The sequence below is a fragment of the Pseudomonas sp. AGC41 genome, assembly GCF_057334555.1.
The window spans coordinates 11,767-27,316 of record NZ_JBHFJB010000112.1; the positions used below are offsets into that span (position 1 = coordinate 11,767).

Consider the following 15,550-nt stretch of genomic DNA (forward strand, 5'->3'; position numbering starts at 1 on the left):
GTTTTGTGGTGTCGGCAACTTCTGTTAACTGAACAAAATCCCTTGTGGGAGCGAGCCTGCTCGCGAAGCTTTCAGCCGCGCCGCGCGTGGTACAGGCTCACATGCCGAAACTCCTCCGGCTCGGCAAGATCCGGCAGAGTCAGGGCTTCGAGCATTTCAATACGGCGATACAGCGGATGCTGGAAATCGCGCACCCGTGAATCCGCCACCAGCGCCTCGCGGCCACGGCCGAGGAACTGGTCGAGCAACGGCAGGTTGGCCCGGTCATAAAGCACATCGGCGACCAGGATCAGGTCGAAGCGATCGGCTTCGGCGAAAAAGTCCGCTGAATAATTCAGCTCTACGCCGTTGAGCAAGGCGTTGGCCCGTGACGCGGCAAGCGCCAACGGATCCAGGTCGCAGGCCACCACTTCGACTGCCCCGGCCTTGATCGCCGCGATACCCGCCACGCCGGAGCCGGCGCCGAAATCCAGGACCCGCTTGCCCTCGACCCACTGCGGGTGTTCGGCCAGGTAGCGGGCCAGCGCCAGGCCGCTGGCCCAGCAGAAACTCCAGTAAGGCGGTTCGTGGAGGATGCGGCGGGTTTCCTCCGGGTTGAAGGCGCGGTCCATGTTCTCGCCGTCGATCAGCCACAAGGCCAGGTCGGTGCCGGGTAGCGCACCGGTTACCAGGCGCGCATCGCCCAGCAGCTCGACCAAGGCATCCTGCAGGTGTTGCGGTGCCTTCATGGGGCTTTGACGAATTGCAGGACGCCCAGCACCTGGGTGGTCGGTTGCGTGATGCGTTGTTCCGGCAGATGCAGGATCAGTTGGCCGGACTGGCTGGCGCGGCCGCGCAACTCGACACGGGCGCCGACCGGGAACGCTTCCGGGTTGAAGCGCAGGCGAAAGGGCAGCGCCTGGTTGGTGCCGATCAGGCTGGAGCTGGCGAGCAGTTGCTGCGGACGGTCCTTGTCATCGATCACCAGTAGCGCCAGTTCGACTTCGGCGCCGGCCGGTACGCCTTGCAGGGTGCCGCTCAATTCGCGCTGATGGGCCGGCAGCGGGCCAAGCTCGGTGGCCTGCCGGGCCTTTTCCTGGGCCTGTTTCGGCGCTGGGGCTGGGGCCGGGGCGGGGGCAGCGGGCTTGGGGGCGTCGCTGCTGCACGCCATCAGCAGGCTGAAGAGACTGAGCAAAACGAGCGATCGTAGCGGCATGGGTGGCTCCAGCAAGGTGAATTCCGTGGGTCTTACAATAAGCCCGTCTGTATACCGTAAACCCTATGGCTTGTCTTGCCAGTGGGATGCGCTACCATGGCCCTCCCTTTTTTTGTTGCCTGCCACCATGCACTGTCCCTTCTGCGGTGCCAACGACACCAAAGTCATCGACTCGCGACTGGTCGCCGAGGGCGAACAGGTCCGCCGCCGCCGCGAATGCCTGGCCTGCGGCGAGCGTTTCACGACGTTCGAGACCGCTGAACTGGTGTTGCCGCGCCTGATCAAGACCGACGGCAGCCGCCAGCCGTTCGACGAAGAAAAACTGCGCGCCGGCATGCAGCGCGCCCTGGAAAAACGCCCGGTGAGCGTCGAGCGCCTGGAAGCGGCGCTGGTGCACATCAAGCACAAGCTGCGCGCGACCGGCGAGCGTGAGGTCAAGTCGCTCGTCGTCGGCGAGTTGGTCATGGCCGAGCTGCAAAAACTCGACGAAGTCGCCTATATCCGCTTCGCCTCGGTGTACCGGCGCTTCCAGGACCTCAACGAGTTTCGCGAGGAAATCGACCGCCTGGCCCGCGAACCGGTGAAAGAATGACCGGCGCGGCGCAGCAGGCCGTCCTCGACGCCCACTACATGGCCCGCGCCCTGGAACTGGCGCGGCGTGGTCACTACAGCACCCACCCCAATCCTCGGGTCGGTTGTGTGATCGTGCGCGACGGGCTGGTGGTCGGCGAAGGCTGGCACATCCGCGCCGGTGAACCGCATGCCGAAGTCCATGCCCTGCGCGCCGCCGCTGACAAAGCCCGGGGCGCGACGGCCTACGTGACCCTCGAACCTTGCAGCCACCACGGGCGCACGCCACCCTGCGCCGATGCGCTGGTCAATGCCGGCGTGGCGCGGGTGGTCGCGGCAATGCAGGACCCCAATCCGGAAGTCGCCGGGCGCGGCCTGCAACGTCTCGCCCAGGCCGGCATCGCCACACAAAGCGGCGTGCTCGAAGGCGAAGCGCGCAAGCTCAACGAAGGTTTTCTCAAACGCATGGAGCACGGCCTGCCGTTCGTGCGGGTCAAGCTCGCCATGAGCCTGGATGGTCGCACCGCCATGGACAGCGGCGAGAGCCAATGGATCACCGGCCCCAGCGCTCGCGCGGCGGTGCAACGCCTGCGCGCCCAGGCCAGCGTGGTGCTGACCGGCGCCGATACGGTGCTGGCGGACAACGCCCGGCTGACCGTGCGTGCCGATGAGCTTGGGCTGGACGCCGAGCAGACGGCGTTGGCCATGAGCCGTCCGGCGCTGCGGGTGCTGGTGGACGGTCGTCTGCGGGTGCCGCTGGATGCGCCGTTCTTCAGGGCCGGCCCGGCGCTTGTCGCTACCTGCATGGCGGTTGAGGAACAGTACGCCAACGGCCCTGAATGCATGATCGTTGCCGGGGAAGATGGCCAGGTCGATCTGCATCGCCTGCTGCTGGAGCTGGCGGCCCGTGGCGTCAATGAAGTGCTGGTGGAAGCCGGCCCGCGCCTGGCGGGTGCTTTCGCCCGGCAAGGGTTGGTCGACGAATTCCAGATTTTTATTGCCGGCAAGTTCCTCGGATCCACGGCGCGACCATTGCTCGACTGGCCGCTGGCGCAGATGAAAGACGCGCCGCAGCTTCAAATCACCGACATTCGCGCCGTGGGCGATGACTGGCGAGTCATCGCCGTCCCCGTGCCACAGGCCAGCGTATAATTCCCGGCTTTCGCGCAAGCGACGGTCCGTTCTCGAGGAGGACTCCATGTTTACCGGCATCATCGAATCCATCGGCAGCATCCGCGCACTCACCCCAAAAGGCGGCGATGTGCGGGTCCACGTTGAAACCGGCAAGCTCGACCTGAGCGACGTCAAGCTGGGCGACAGCATCGCCGTGAACGGCGTCTGCCTGACCGCCGTGGAACTGCCGGGCAATGGTTTCCTGGCGGACGTCAGTCGGGAAACCCTCGACTGCACCGCGATGAACGACCTCAAGAGCGGCAGCCCGGTCAACCTGGAAAAAGCGCTGACCCCGACCACCCGCCTGGGCGGGCACCTGGTCAGCGGTCATGTCGATGGCGTCGGTGAAGTGGTGTCGCGTACCGATAACGCCCGGGCCGTGGAGTTTCGTATCCGCGCGCCGAAAGAACTCGCCAAGTACATCGCCCACAAGGGCTCGATCACGGTCGACGGCACCAGCCTGACCGTCAACGCGGTGGATGGTGCCGAATTCCTGCTGACGATCATCCCGCACACGCTGAGCGAAACCATCATGGCCTCGTACCGGCCTGGTCGTCGGGTCAACCTTGAGGTCGACCTGCTGGCCCGTTACCTGGAGCGCCTGCTGCTGGGCGACAAGGCTGCCGAACCTGCGGCCGGTAACATCACTGAAAGCTTTCTGGCCGCCAACGGCTACCTCAAATCCTGACCCAAGGGGGTGCCGCGTGGCGCTCAATAGCATCGAAGAACTGGTTGAAGACATCCGCCAAGGCAAGATGGTCATCCTCATGGATGACGAAGACCGCGAGAACGAAGGCGACCTGATCATGGCCGCCGAATGCTGCAAGGCCGAACACATCAATTTCATGGCCAAGCACGCCCGTGGCCTGATCTGCATGCCGATGACCCGCGAGCGCTGCGAGCTGCTGAAACTGCCGTTGATGGCGCCACGCAACGGTTCCGGGTTCGGCACCAAGTTCACCGTGTCCATCGAGGCTGCCGAGGGCGTGACCACCGGTATCTCCGCCGCGGACCGGGCGCGTACCGTGCAGGCCGCTGCGGCCGCCGACGCCAAAGCCGAAGACATCGTCAGCCCTGGCCACATCTTCCCGCTGATGGCCCAGGCCGGCGGCACCCTGGCCCGCGCCGGCCACACCGAAGCGGCGTGCGACCTCGCGCGCATGGCCGGTTTCGAGCCCGCCGGCGTCATCTGCGAAGTGATGAACGACGACGGCACCATGTCCCGTCGCGCCGAGCTTGAGGCCTTCGCTGCCGAACACAACATCAAGATCGGCACCATTGCCGATCTGATCCACTACCGGATGATCCACGAGCGTACCGTTCAGCGGATCGCCGAGCAGCCGCTGGACAGCGAACTGGGCCAGTTCAACCTGGTGACCTACCGCGATTCAGTGGAAGGCGACGTGCACATGGCGCTGACCCTGGGCACCGTGTGCGCCGAAGAGCCGACCCTGGTTCGCGTGCACAACATGGACCCGCTGCGCGACCTGCTGATGGTCAAGCAGCCGGGCCGCTGGAGCCTGCGCGCGGCCATGGCCGCGGTGGCCGAGGCCGGCAGTGGCGTGGTGCTGTTGCTCGGGCACCCGCTCGATGGTGACGTGCTGCTGGCGCACATTCGCGAAACCACCGAACATCAACCGGTGAAAAAACCGACCACCTACAGCATCGTCGGGGCCGGTTCGCAGATCCTGCGCGACCTGGGCGTACGCAAAATGCGCCTGATGAGCGCACCGATGAAATTTAATGCGATATCCGGTTTCGATCTGGAAGTTGTAGAATACGTGCCCTCCGAATAATGGCCTGGGGATTGCGGCATTATCGTTAAGGCTTGTCAGATTCATTGTGGCGGGGGGGGGGGGGCCCGCTTGGGTGCGCAGCGCCCACCAAAAGGGGCCGCTACGCAGCCCCGCGGGAGCAAGCTCCCTCGCCACAGAAGATGTGCAAGTGAACGAGATGACGGATCCACGGCTTGTATTCGAGACTAATATCACTGAGGAGCACGTACAGAACGTGCTCCGGCTCTTTAAGAGAACTGACGAATGACCCTGAAGACCATCGAAGGTACCTTCATCGCCCCCAAGGGCCGCTACGCGCTGGTAGTCGGCCGTTTCAACAGCTTTGTGGTTGAGAGCCTGGTCGACGGTGCGGTCGATGCCCTGGTTCGCCATGGCGTGAGCGAAGCCGACATCACCATCATCCGTGCCCCTGGCGCCTTCGAAATTCCGCTGGTTGCGCAGAAAGTCGCACAAAAGGGCGAATTTGCCGCAATCATCGCCCTCGGCGCGGTCATTCGTGGCGGTACTCCACACTTCGAATACGTGGCCGGCGAATGCACCAAGGGCCTGGCCCAGGTGTCCATGGAATTCGGCGTACCGGTTGCCTTCGGCGTGCTGACCGTTGATTCCATCGAACAAGCCATCGAACGTTCCGGCACCAAGGCCGGTAACAAAGGTGCCGAAGCTGCCCTGTCCGCCCTGGAAATGGTCAGCCTGCTGGCGCAGTTGGAGGCCAAGTGATTAGCGACGAAAGCGATCGTTTCAATCCGCGCGAGCCGAAACCGGCCGACGCCGGCAAGCCTTCGAAGAGCGTCAAGCGCCGCGAAGCCCGTCAGCTCGCGACCCAGGCCCTGTACCAATGGCACATGGCCAAGCAGTCGCTGAACGAGATCGAAGCGCAGTTTCGCGTCGATAACGATTTCAGCGATGTCGATGGCGCGTATTTCCGCGAGATCCTGCATGGTGTCCCGGCCCACAAGACCGAAATCGATACGGCCCTGGCACCTTGCCTGGACCTGACGATCGATGAACTGGACCCGGTTGAGCTGGCCGTGTTGCGCCTGTCCACCTGGGAGCTGATGCAGCGCGTCGACGTACCGTACCGCGTGGTGATCAACGAAGGGATCGAGCTGGCGAAAGTCTTCGGTTCGACCGATGGCCACAAGTTCGTCAACGGCGTACTCGACAAGCTCGCCCCACGTCTGCGTGAAGCCGAAGTGAAGGCGTTCAAGCGCTGATTGGCGCTTGTAGCGGCTATGGGCGAATTTGAACTGATCCGTAACTACTTCGCCGCCGCGCCTTGTGCGCAAGGCGGCGAGGGCGTTGCGCTCGGAATCGGCGACGATTGCGCCCTGCTGGCCGTTCCTCCCGGGGAGCAGCTGGCGGTATCCACCGACACGCTCGTGGCCGGTGTGCATTTTCCAGACCCTTGCGACCCGTTCCTGCTCGGCCAACGTTCGCTGGCCGTGGCGGTCAGCGACCTGGCCGCGATGGGCGCCAGTCCTCTGGCCTTTACCCTTGCCCTGACCTTGCCGACAGTGGCCGCCGATTGGCTGCAGGCATATGCCCGTGGCCTGAACCAGATGGCCCAGGCTTGTGGCGTAGCGTTGGTGGGGGGAGATACCACTCGCGGGCCGTTGAGCCTGACCATGACCGTGTTCGGCCGCGTGCCGTCCGGCCAGGCGCTGACCCGCAGCGGCGCGCAACCCGGCGATCTGCTTTGCGTCGGTGGTGACCTGGGCAATGCCGCTGGCGCGTTGCCGCTGGTTCTCGGCGAGCGCAGTGCCGAGCCTGCTATCGCCGAGCCGCTGCTGGCGCATTACTGGTCGCCACAACCGCAGATCGACCTCGGCCTGGCGCTACGGGGCAAGGCCAGCGCGGCGTTGGACATTTCCGATGGGCTGTTGGCGGACTGCGGGCATATCGCGTTGGCATCCGGCGTGGCGTTACGGGTTGAACGGGACCGGTTGCCGTTGTCCAACGCTCTGTTGGCGTTTGGCCTCAAGCAGGCACAACACGCCGCCCTGAGTGGCGGCGACGACTATGTTTTGCTGTTCACCCTGCCGCCGGTCCGATTGTCGGCGCTTCTCGCCGAAGGCTGGCCGATTCATGTGGTCGGCAGTGTCACGGCGGGGCAGGGCGTTATGCTGGTCGACAGCCTTGGACAGGACATCACCCCGCCAATCCGGGGCTATCAACATTTTCGGGAGACACCGTGACAGATCATCCCAACCAGGTTCCGGCAGAATTCGTTCCGCCCTCGGTCTGGCGCAATCCCTGGCATTTCATGGCGTTTGGCTTCGGTTCGGGCACGTTACCGAAAGCGCCAGGCACATGGGGCTCGCTGGTTGCGCTACCCTTCATACCGTTGTGGCAGATGTTGCCGGATTGGGGCTACTGGCTGATGCTCGGCATCACCATGCTGTTCGGCTTCTGGCTGTGCGGCAAAGTGGCGGATGATTTGCGGGTGCACGACCATGAAGGCATCGTCTGGGACGAGATGGTCGGCATGTGGATTACCCTGTGGCTGGTACCGGAAGGCTGGTACTGGTTGTTGACGGGTTTCCTGGTGTTCCGCTTCTTCGATATCCTCAAGCCGTGGCCGATCCGCTGGATCGATCGGCATGTACACGGCGGGGTAGGCATCATGCTCGACGACGTATTGGCCGGCGTGTTCGCCTGGCTGGCAATGCAAGGGCTGGTGTGGTGTTTTACCTGAGGGAACCAGGCATGGGCGTAAGCCGCACACTGTTACTGCTGTTGTGTCTCGGGGCGTTGCTCGGGGTTCGCGTGGCCGAGTCGGCGCCGTTGCCTGGCAAGATCCGCGCGGCGAGCGAGGAGTGGGCCGACTACACCCAGGCGGATGGCCAGGGCATGGCCTGGGATATTCTGCGCGAGGTGTTCGAACCCGAAGGCGTCAAGCTGGAAATTCGCAGCGTGCCTTACACCCGTTCGATCGGCTTGGTGCAGCGCGGCGAAGTCGACGTGCAGGTCGGTGCCTATCGTGACGAATCCGAGGGGGTTCTTTACCCCAGCTGGCACTACGACGTCGATCACATCTATGCGTTGGGCCTGGCGTCAAAGCCCTCTCCCACATTGGCCACGGTGGGTAATTACCGGCTGGTGTGGATGCGCGGGTACGAATACAACCATTACCTGCCGAACATCCGGCGCTTCAATGAAATCCACCGCTCCGTGGGGATCCTGCCGATGCTGGTCCACGACCGTGCCGATTTTTATATCGATGCGTTGATGGAAATCCAGGATGTACTCGCCAAGGCCGACGACCCCCAGCAGTTCAAGCTCTCTGCGCTGATCAACCTGCCGCTGTACCTGGGCTTTGCCAACACCGAAAACGGACGTGCCTTGCGTGCACTGTTCGACCGGCGCATGGAAGTGCTGGTGAAAAACGGCCAATTGAAGCCGATTTTCGAACGTTGGAAGCAGCCCTATCCCTTCGACGAGAGCGGCAAGCCACCCAAGCCGTGATCAAACTTTTCGATGGTAATGGTTGATAATTCAGCCTAAGCGTCTGTCGGACCGTGCTGTTACAATGCCCGCCTCTGCGAATCTCCAGTACTAGATCAGGAGCACACCGGTGCCTGTCGTTTTTGTTGCCGCTTCCCAGCTGCCAACGCCCTTTGCGCAATTCACCATGCATGGTTTTCTCGATGAGGCCACCGGCCGCGAGCACGTCGTGCTCAGCCTGGGTGATTTCGCCGACGGCGCTCCGGTACTCGGGCGCCTGCACTCCGAGTGCCTGACGGGCGATGCCTTGTTCAGTCAGCGCTGCGACTGTGGCTCGCAACTCGAAGCGGCCCTGCAGGCGATTGCCCGCGAAGGCCGTGGCGTGCTGCTGTACCTGCGCCAGGAAGGCCGCGGCATCGGCCTGTTGAACAAGATCCGTGCCTACGAGCTGCAAGACGGCGGCGCCGATACTGTCGAAGCCAACGAGCGCCTCGGGTTTGCCGCCGACTTGCGTGACTACAGCATTTGCCAACCGATGCTCGAACACCTGGGCATCAAATCGTTGCGTCTGATGACCAATAACCCGCGCAAGGTCAAGGCATTGACCGACATGGGCGTGGTGGTGGCGGAGCGTGTGCCGCTGCATACCGGGCACAACCCGCACAACAAGCTTTACCTGGCAACCAAGGCCAGCAAGCTCGACCACATGATGGGTAACGAGCACCAGGGCGAGGTCGACCGGGCGTGACGCGCGGTCAGGTTCGGCGGCGGCTGGCCGTCAGTTGGTGGCAGTACCTGGCGCTGGCCTTGCTGCCGCTGTTCGTGATCAACGCGGTGTTTGGCCAGGGCGGAGCGATTCTGCCGGTGTTGGCGATGCCGCTGTTTATTGCCGGCGTGGCGTCGATGTTTGTCAGTCTGCGATTTTTCGGCGGGTATAAAAACGCCCTGATCGCCACGCAGAAAGCCCTCGATACAGCGGAAGAACCCCAGGCCTGGATCACCCTCGCGGCACGGCGTCGCGCGGCGTTCCTGGCGGCAGGCCTGCCGGCATGGGTTGGCGCGCTGGCGGTATTCGTCGGGTTGGAAGCGGTACCGCTGATGCTCCTGGCGTTATCCACCGCGGTGCTGTTCTACCTGTATCGCATCCCGCGCCAGCTCGGCTGATGCGTCTCTGGCTGGCGGTTCTGCTGCTGGCCGCCAGCGCTTCGACGGCGGCGGCCAATCGTGTCGTCAGCCTGGCGCCGTCGCTTTCTGAAATCGTCGTTGAGCTGGATTCCGCCGACCTGTTGGTCGGCGTGCTGGATGGTGGCGATCGTCCCCCGGTCCTGAAGGACCTGCCTTCGGTTGGGCGTTACGGCCAGCTGGATATGGAGCGTTTGCTCAGCCTCAAGCCCGACCTGATTCTGCTCTGGCCTGGCAGTATTGGCCCGGCCCAGCGCGAGCAGCTCAAGGGCCTGGGCATCCCGATCCATATCGCCGAGCCCCACAGTCTCGACCACCTCATCCGCGAAATCGAAGACATCGCCGCCCAGCTCGGCCGCCCGGAGCGGGGCGTGCAGCGAGTGGCGCAATTGCGCGAGCGTCTTCAGGCGTTACGCCAGCGCTATCGACGGGACGCGCCAGTGCCGGTGTTCTATCAGGTCTGGGATCGGCCGCTGTACACCGTGGGTGGCCGCCAGATCATCAGTGATGCGTTGTCAGTGTGCGGCGCGCGCAACGTCTTTGCCGACCTGGACCTGCCAGCGCCGCAGGTGAGCGTGGAGTCGGTATTGCAGCGCCAACCGCGGATGATCCTGGCTACGGACCAGGCCCAGCTCGACGCCTGGAAAGCCTGGCCGGTGGCGCAGGGGCGGTTGTTGCTGGTCAAGGACAAGGGCCTGGAGCGGGCCAGCGGGCAGATGATCGAGGCGACGGCGCGGTTGTGTGAGTTGATTGCGCCAGACCGGTAGACCGCGGTGCGTCTTTCGCGAGCAGGCTCGCTCCCACAGGGGCGGGGCGTGTTCACCGCAATCCACTGTGGGAGCGAGCCCGCTCGCGAAGAGGCCGATTCAATCCCTAAAGATTCCGGATCAGAGGGAAGGCGTCCAGGTCACCCCAAACAACCACGCCCGCCCTTCCTCCCGATACCCATACTGTCCCCCGTCATGGCTATACAGTGCCCGGCTGTAACCCTGGTCCAGCAGGTTATCGACCTTCATCTCAAGCTTCACTTCCCGGCTCAACGCCCAACTGCCGCGCACTCCGAGCAGCGCATAGCCGCCCAGGGCGTTGCGGTTGTTTTCGTCGTCGTAACTGCTGCTCACCGCTTGCCAGCTCGCACCGAGGCCGAGGCGATCGAATTGCCGGTCCAGGTCCAGGCTCAACGTGCGGCGGGCGCGGCGTGCCAGGGTGTGGCCGCTGTCGCGGTCGCGCGGGTCGATGATCGCCAGGCCGAGGTTGCCCTGCCAGCCGAACAGTTCCTGCCGGTAGGCCATTTCGAAACCGTTGATCCGCGCCGAAGCGACGTTCTGCGGGCGTGAGTTGCTGCCGAAGATGATCGCGTCTTCCAGGTTCGTGCGGTACAGGGACGCTTCCAGGCGAGCGCTCTCGCTCAGTTGGCTGCGCCATTGCAATTCGTAGCTTCTGGCCGTCTCGGGTTTCAGGTCCGGGTTGCTGAAGTCCGGGTAGTAGAGATCGTTGAAGGTCGGCGCGCGGAAGCTTTCGCTGTAGGTCAGCAACACGTCGTTGGTCGGGTTGACCGGCAGGGTAAGGGTGCCGCTCCAGCTGTTCTGGCCGCCAGACTGCTGGTTCTGGTCGCGGCGCAGGCCCAGCTCGGTCGAGAACGTTTCGGCCTGGAAGCGGTGCTGGATGAAGGCCGCACGATTCCAGCGGCTGTCTTCGTCGAACGGCGTGCTGCTGTTGACGCGGTCCTGGTACCAGTCGCCGCCGAGGATCAGGCTGTTACGTTCGTCCAGGGTCACGTCGTTCTGCCAGGTCAGCGAGTCGCGATAAGTGTTGAACACCTCTCGGACATCGCTGAGCTTGTCGAACGTTTTTTCCCGGTTCTCACTGTGGCCCAGCTCAAGGCGGGATTTCCACGCGTCGTTGATCCGCCCATCGACATAACCGCTGAAGCTGCTGACGGCAAATTCACTGTAGGGCTGCTGGGGCAGCGACTCGAAAGTGTTGGGGTCGAAGCGGCCGAACGGGTTGTCGTATTCGCTTTTGCCACGGTTATCCAGCAGGTTCAGGCCGACTTCGAGGTCGTCGCTGGCAGCATGGCTCAGGCTGAGACTGAAGGACTGGCTGCGGTTGGCATCGGCGTCGCGGTCGCTGGCGTAGGAGTCATGGGTCCGATTGCTGCCCTCGCTTTCGTCGAGGCTGGCGCCCAGGTTGAAGCGGGTCTGCGCGTCGCCACCGGACAGACCGAGGCTGCGCTCCCAGGTCTGATGATTGCCGACGCCCATATGCAGGCGTGGCTGCAGGCCTTGTTCGGCACCGCGACGGGTGAAAATCTGAATGACCCCGCCCACCGCATCGGCGCCGTAGATCACCGAGCGCGAACCGCGCAGCACTTCCACCCGTTCGATCTGGTTGATGTTCAAGCGTTGCAGATTGCTGTCGCCGGAGGTCGCGTTGCCGATGCGCTGGCCGTCCACCAGCACCAGGCTCTGGGCCGACTTGGTGCCGCGAATGTAGATCCCCGGCAGGCTGCCGCGCCCACCCAACGGTGCCACCTGAACGCCGGGCACGCGGCTGAGCAGATCGGTGACGCTGGCCGGTTGCAGGCGGTCGATGTCGTCGCGGGTGAAGATGGTGTTGGCGGCGCTGCTGTCATTGCGCGCCTCGACCTGGCGATTGGCGCTGATCAGGATGTCAGGCAGCTTGAGCGCCTGGTCGCGCTCGAAGGTCTCGGCGAGCAGGTCGGCGGCGGGTAGCAGGGAGAGGGTGAGGGCGAGGCGGAGTTTCATGGGTGTTCCGATTGTGCTTGGTCTCACTGAACCAGTGTGGGAGCGAGCCTGCTCGCGAAAGCGTCAGGTCCGTCAATACAGTGGTTGACTGATCCAACGCTTTCGCGAGCAGGCTCGCTCCCACAAAGGCTCAATAAAGTCTGGAGAGCTACAGGCCCAGCAACTGCAACCGCAGCCGCACCGCCGCTTCGATCCCCACCTCGTCCAGCCCGCATTCGGCGAGCATCTGCGCCGGCTTGGCGTGTTCGACGTAGATGTCCGGCAACCCCAGGTGTAGCACCGATTTGAGGATGTTTTCCCGGGCGAGGAACTCGCTGACCGCAGCACCGGCGCCGCCCATGATGGCGTTTTCCTCGATGGTCACGAGCAGTTCGTGGCTGCTGGCCATCTCGCGCACCAGGGCTTCGTCCAGCGGTTTGACGAAACGCATGTCGACCACGGTGGCGTCGAGTTTTTCGGCGACCTTCAAGGCTTCCGCCAGCTGTACACCAAACACCAGCAGGGCGGTTTGCTTGCCGTGGCGGCGGATCACGCCCTTGCCGATCTCGATCGGCTCCAGGTCGCTTTCGATCGTTGCATTCGGGCCGGTGCCACGTGGGTAGCGCACCGCCGCCGGACCGTTGAACAGGTGGCCGGTGGTGAGCATCTTGCGCAATTCGTTTTCATCGCTCGGCGTCATCACCAGCATGCCGGGAATGCAGCGCAGGTAGGACAGGTCGAAGCTACCGGCGTGGGTCGGACCGTCTTCACCCACCAGGCCCGCGCGGTCGATGGCGAACAGTACGTCGAGGTTCTGCACGGCGACGTCATGCACCAGTTGGTCATAGCCGCGTTGCAGGAACGTCGAATAGATCGCCACCACCGGTTTGGCGCCTTCGCAGGCCATGCCGGCGGCGAGCGTAACGGCATGCTGTTCGGCAATCGCGACGTCGAAATAACGTTGTGGGTAACGTTCGCTGAACGCCACCAGGTCCGAACCTTCCTTCATCGCCGGGGTAATGCCCACCAGGCGCGGGTCGGCGTCGGCCATGTCACACAGCCATTGGCCGAACACGCCGGAATACTTCGGCCCGCCGGCCTTTTTTGGCGCGGCGGCCGGGGCGTCCAGCGGTTCGAGTTTGGTGATCGCGTGATAGCCGATCGGGTCGACTTCCGCCGGGGCGAAGCCTTTGCCTTTCTTGGTGACCACGTGCAGGAACTGCGGGCCCTTGAGATCGCGCATGTTGCGCAGGGTGGCGATCAGCGTCGGCAGATCGTGGCCGTCGATGGGCCCGATGTAGTTCCAGCCCAGCTCTTCGAACAGCGTGCCGGGGACTAGCATGCCCTTGGCATATTCCTCGGTACGGCGGGCGATTTCCCAGGCACCGGGCAGGCGCGACAAGACCTTCTTGCTGCCTTCGCGCATGCTCGCATAGGTACGGCTGGAGAGGATCTTCGCCAGGTAGTTGGACAAGCCGCCGACATTGCGCGAGATCGACATGTCGTTGTCGTTGAGGATCACCAGCATGTTGGCGTCGACTTCAGGGGCGTGGTTCAGCGCCTCGAAGGCCATGCCGGCCGTCAACGCGCCATCGCCGATCACCGCGATCGCCTTGCGTTCACTGTTCTGCAGGCGGGCGGCAATGGCCATGCCCAGGGCAGCGCTGATGGAGGTGCTGGAATGACCGACGCCAAAGGTGTCGTACTCGCTCTCGGAACGGCGCGGAAAAGCCGCGATGCCGTCCTTCTGGCGCAGCGTGCCCATGCGGTCGCGGCGGCCGGTGAGGATTTTATGCGGGTAGGCCTGATGGCCAACGTCCCACACCAGGCGATCGTCCGGAGTGTCGAAGACGTAGTGCAGGGCGATGGTCAGCTCGATGACGCCCAGGCCCGCGCCGAAATGCCCACCGGTCTGACCGACCGTGTAGAGCAATTCCAGGCGCAACTCATCGGCCAGGGTTTCCAGCTCGGCTTCACCCAGCCGACGCAGGCCGTCCGGCGTGTTGGCGCGGTCCAGCAAGGGGGTGGCCGGGCGTGTGCGGGGAATCTCTTGGAACGTCGTGGGCATCAGGCGAATCGTTATAGGTATAAAAGAGGCGGCAGTTTACCTTATGCATCGCAAGCTGCCCACGCGTTGGCCGGAACTTGGCCGATACGCACTTGTAATTGGGTTGACCGTGGATCAGCTGCGTCGTTCGACGATATAACGCGCCAGCTCGCGCAACGGTTCGGCGGCCGCGTCAAAGGGTCGCAGCGTGTCCAGGGCCTGGTCGCGCAGCTCCAGCGCGTAGGCCTTGGCGGCCTCGAGTCCGAGCAGGGCCGGGTAGGTCGGCTTGTCACGGGCGATGTCGGCGCCCTGGCGTTTGCCGAGGGTCTGGGTATCGCTTTCGACGTCGAGGATGTCGTCCTGCACCTGGAAGGCCAGGCCAATGGCCCGGGCGTAGGTTTGCAGGGCTTGCAGCTGTTCCGGCGTGGCGCGGCCGCTGGCCAGGGCGCCGAGCCGGACGCTGGCTTCGATCAGCGCACCGGTCTTATGCCGGTGCATGTATTCCAGGGCGTCCTGGTCGAGTTTCAGACCCACCGAACCGAGGTCGATGGCCTGGCCGCCGACCATGCCGGCCGGGCCCGCCGCCAGCGCCAGGGCGCTGACCATGTCCAGGCGAACGTCTGCCGGGCAATTGCTCAGGGCTGGATCCAGCAGGGCGCTGAAAGCCAGGCTTTGCAAACCGTCGCCCGCGAGGATCGCGCAGGCTTCGTCGAATTTCTTGTGCGTGGTCGGCTGGCCGCGACGCAGGTCGTCATCGTCCATGGCCGGCAAGTCGTCATGCACCAGCGAATAGGCGTGGATCAGTTCCACTGCGCAGGCCGCGCCGTTGGCCTGCTCGGCAGCACCGCCAAGGGCTTCGCACGCGGCATAGGCGAGCAACGGACGCACGCGCTTGCCGCCGTTCATCACGCTGTAGCGCATGGCTTCGTACAGCCGCGCCAGTTCAGGGCTCGGGGCGGCGAACAAGCTGTCCAGCGCGGCATTGACCCGAGCCTGACTGCTGGCCTGATACGCGCCGATCATTCAGGCTGTTCCGCGTCGAACGGTTCTTCGGTCAGCTCGCCGTCGCGTTCCAGCAGCAGTTGCACTTTCTGCTCGGCCTGGGCCAGCGCCGCCTGGCAGTCGCGAGTCAAGCCGATACCCTGCTCGAAAGCGGTCAGCGAGTCTTCCAGCGACAGTTCGCCGTTCTCCAGGCGTTCGACCAGCGCTTGCAGGTCGGCCAGAGATTGTTCGAAATCCAGTGCAGCTTTCTTGCGGGCCATGGCGGCTATTCCGGTTGACTGTTAAACCGGCGCGACACTAGCAGACATGGGGGTTTGGGGCAAATCAGGGTCGGGTTTATCGCGGCGCAACGGGTGAGCTGAGGCAGACCGCTTTTGTGGGGGGGGGGGGG

General features: G+C 64.0%; 18 protein-coding genes. 12 read left to right on the plus strand and 6 right to left on the minus strand.

All coding sequences use genetic code 11. The features are described from left to right. Nucleotides 1–71 precede the first annotated feature (71 nt). Both ACE04F_RS18680 and ACE04F_RS18685 read right to left on the minus strand, forming a co-directional pair. Nucleotides 72–728 carry a class I SAM-dependent methyltransferase gene (locus ACE04F_RS18680; protein WP_486108990.1) on the minus strand — a complete coding sequence of 219 codons (657 nt, stop codon included), beginning with the start codon at nt 726–728 and terminating at the stop codon, nt 72–74. Then, a complete protein-coding gene (locus ACE04F_RS18685) occupies nt 725–1,195 on the minus strand; it encodes a hypothetical protein (protein ID WP_486108992.1) in 471 nt (156 codons plus the stop codon). Before ACE04F_RS18685 ends, ACE04F_RS18680 begins: the two co-directional genes overlap by 4 nt. A 127-nt stretch (nt 1,196–1,322) precedes the next feature. Between ACE04F_RS18685 and nrdR the strand changes: the two genes are divergently transcribed. The 12 genes from nrdR (at nt 1,323) to ACE04F_RS18745 (ending at nt 10,130) form a co-directional block, all read left to right on the plus strand. Continuing rightward, nucleotides 1,323–1,787, plus strand: coding sequence for a transcriptional regulator NrdR (gene nrdR / locus ACE04F_RS18690; protein WP_013694316.1), 465 nt, complete (start codon nt 1,323–1,325; stop codon nt 1,785–1,787). Next, complete coding sequence (gene ribD, locus ACE04F_RS18695) at nt 1,784–2,917, plus strand: bifunctional diaminohydroxyphosphoribosylaminopyrimidine deaminase/5-amino-6-(5-phosphoribosylamino)uracil reductase RibD (protein WP_486108994.1); 1,134 nt, start codon at nt 1,784–1,786, stop codon at nt 2,915–2,917. Before nrdR ends, ribD begins: the two co-directional genes overlap by 4 nt. Nucleotides 2,918–2,963: 46 nt before the next feature. After that, the gene (locus ACE04F_RS18700; RefSeq protein WP_092204487.1) at nt 2,964–3,626 is read left to right on the plus strand and encodes a riboflavin synthase; all 663 of its coding nucleotides are present in this window, start codon (nt 2,964–2,966) and stop codon (nt 3,624–3,626) included. Between the two features lie 16 nt (nt 3,627–3,642). Next, nucleotides 3,643–4,734: a bifunctional 3,4-dihydroxy-2-butanone-4-phosphate synthase/GTP cyclohydrolase II gene (gene ribBA / locus ACE04F_RS18705; RefSeq protein WP_486108996.1), complete on the plus strand. Its 1,092-nt coding sequence runs from the start codon at nt 3,643–3,645 to the stop codon at nt 4,732–4,734. A gap of 243 nt (nt 4,735–4,977) precedes the next feature. Then, nucleotides 4,978–5,454 carry a 6,7-dimethyl-8-ribityllumazine synthase gene (gene ribH / locus ACE04F_RS18710; RefSeq protein WP_486108998.1) on the plus strand — a complete coding sequence of 159 codons (477 nt, stop codon included), beginning with the start codon at nt 4,978–4,980 and terminating at the stop codon, nt 5,452–5,454. Then, nucleotides 5,451–5,951 carry a transcription antitermination factor NusB gene (gene nusB, locus ACE04F_RS18715; protein ID WP_305498485.1) on the plus strand — a complete coding sequence of 167 codons (501 nt, stop codon included), beginning with the start codon at nt 5,451–5,453 and terminating at the stop codon, nt 5,949–5,951. Before ribH ends, nusB begins: the two co-directional genes overlap by 4 nt. A gap of 18 nt (nt 5,952–5,969) precedes the next feature. After that, entirely contained in the window at nt 5,970–6,932 is a 963-nt protein-coding gene (gene thiL / locus ACE04F_RS18720) for a thiamine-phosphate kinase (protein ID WP_486109000.1), read from the plus strand. Continuing rightward, nucleotides 6,929–7,432 carry a phosphatidylglycerophosphatase A family protein gene (locus ACE04F_RS18725; protein WP_030140455.1) on the plus strand — a complete coding sequence of 168 codons (504 nt, stop codon included), beginning with the start codon at nt 6,929–6,931 and terminating at the stop codon, nt 7,430–7,432. The genes thiL and ACE04F_RS18725 overlap by 4 nt, the downstream gene beginning before the upstream one ends. A gap of 11 nt (nt 7,433–7,443) precedes the next feature. Further along, nucleotides 7,444–8,202 carry a substrate-binding periplasmic protein gene (locus ACE04F_RS18730; protein WP_486109002.1) on the plus strand — a complete coding sequence of 253 codons (759 nt, stop codon included), beginning with the start codon at nt 7,444–7,446 and terminating at the stop codon, nt 8,200–8,202. A 109-nt stretch (nt 8,203–8,311) separates the two neighbouring features. After that, nucleotides 8,312–8,929, plus strand: a complete 618-nt coding sequence (gene ribA, locus ACE04F_RS18735) for a GTP cyclohydrolase II (RefSeq protein ID WP_486109004.1) — start codon at nt 8,312–8,314, stop codon at nt 8,927–8,929. Further along, nucleotides 8,926–9,345 carry an MFS transporter gene (locus ACE04F_RS18740; protein ID WP_486109006.1) on the plus strand — a complete coding sequence of 140 codons (420 nt, stop codon included), beginning with the start codon at nt 8,926–8,928 and terminating at the stop codon, nt 9,343–9,345. The genes ribA and ACE04F_RS18740 overlap by 4 nt, the downstream gene beginning before the upstream one ends. Then, on the plus strand, nt 9,345–10,130 hold the full coding sequence (locus ACE04F_RS18745; RefSeq protein ID WP_486109008.1) for a cobalamin-binding protein: 786 nt from the start codon (nt 9,345–9,347) through the stop codon (nt 10,128–10,130). The genes ACE04F_RS18740 and ACE04F_RS18745 overlap by 1 nt, the downstream gene beginning before the upstream one ends. A gap of 120 nt (nt 10,131–10,250) precedes the next feature. On the opposite strand, the gene ACE04F_RS18750 is transcribed toward ACE04F_RS18745, so the two are convergent. The 4 genes from ACE04F_RS18750 to ACE04F_RS18765 form a co-directional block, all read right to left on the minus strand. After that, the gene (locus tag ACE04F_RS18750) at nt 10,251–12,131 is read right to left on the minus strand and encodes a TonB-dependent receptor plug domain-containing protein (RefSeq protein ID WP_486109010.1); all 1,881 of its coding nucleotides are present in this window, start codon (nt 12,129–12,131) and stop codon (nt 10,251–10,253) included. Nucleotides 12,132–12,279: 148 nt separating this feature from the next. Beyond that, a complete protein-coding gene (gene dxs / locus ACE04F_RS18755; protein WP_486109012.1) occupies nt 12,280–14,178 on the minus strand; it encodes a 1-deoxy-D-xylulose-5-phosphate synthase in 1,899 nt (632 codons plus the stop codon). A gap of 114 nt (nt 14,179–14,292) precedes the next feature. Beyond that, a complete protein-coding gene (gene ispA / locus ACE04F_RS18760; protein WP_486109014.1) occupies nt 14,293–15,180 on the minus strand; it encodes a (2E,6E)-farnesyl diphosphate synthase in 888 nt (295 codons plus the stop codon). Further along, complete coding sequence (locus tag ACE04F_RS18765; RefSeq protein ID WP_305498501.1) at nt 15,177–15,419, minus strand: exodeoxyribonuclease VII small subunit; 243 nt, start codon at nt 15,417–15,419, stop codon at nt 15,177–15,179. The genes ispA and ACE04F_RS18765 overlap by 4 nt, the downstream gene beginning before the upstream one ends. Between the last annotated feature and the right edge of the window lie 131 nt (nt 15,420–15,550).

Bases quoted from the DNA above. Each gene is read 5' to 3' on its own strand.
- ACE04F_RS18765 (WP_305498501.1), bottom strand. From the start codon at position 15,419: ATGGCCCGCAAGAAAGCTGCACTGGATTTCGAACAATCTCTGGCCGAC.
- ribD (WP_486108994.1), top strand. From the start codon at position 1,784: ATGACCGGCGCGGCGCAGCAGGCCGTCCTCGACGCCCACTACATGGCC.
- ACE04F_RS18685 (WP_486108992.1), bottom strand. From the start codon at position 1,195: ATGCCGCTACGATCGCTCGTTTTGCTCAGTCTCTTCAGCCTGCTGATG.
- ispA (WP_486109014.1), bottom strand. From the start codon at position 15,180: ATGATCGGCGCGTATCAGGCCAGCAGTCAGGCTCGGGTCAATGCCGCG.
- ACE04F_RS18750 (WP_486109010.1), bottom strand. From the start codon at position 12,131: ATGAAACTCCGCCTCGCCCTCACCCTCTCCCTGCTACCCGCCGCCGAC.
- thiL (WP_486109000.1), top strand. From the start codon at position 5,970: ATGGGCGAATTTGAACTGATCCGTAACTACTTCGCCGCCGCGCCTTGT.
- dxs (WP_486109012.1), bottom strand. From the start codon at position 14,178: ATGCCCACGACGTTCCAAGAGATTCCCCGCACACGCCCGGCCACCCCC.
- nrdR (WP_013694316.1), top strand. From the start codon at position 1,323: ATGCACTGTCCCTTCTGCGGTGCCAACGACACCAAAGTCATCGACTCG.
- ACE04F_RS18700 (WP_092204487.1), top strand. From the start codon at position 2,964: ATGTTTACCGGCATCATCGAATCCATCGGCAGCATCCGCGCACTCACC.
- ACE04F_RS18730 (WP_486109002.1), top strand. From the start codon at position 7,444: ATGGGCGTAAGCCGCACACTGTTACTGCTGTTGTGTCTCGGGGCGTTG.
- ribH (WP_486108998.1), top strand. From the start codon at position 4,978: ATGACCCTGAAGACCATCGAAGGTACCTTCATCGCCCCCAAGGGCCGC.
- ACE04F_RS18680 (WP_486108990.1), bottom strand. From the start codon at position 728: ATGAAGGCACCGCAACACCTGCAGGATGCCTTGGTCGAGCTGCTGGGC.
- ACE04F_RS18745 (WP_486109008.1), top strand. From the start codon at position 9,345: ATGCGTCTCTGGCTGGCGGTTCTGCTGCTGGCCGCCAGCGCTTCGACG.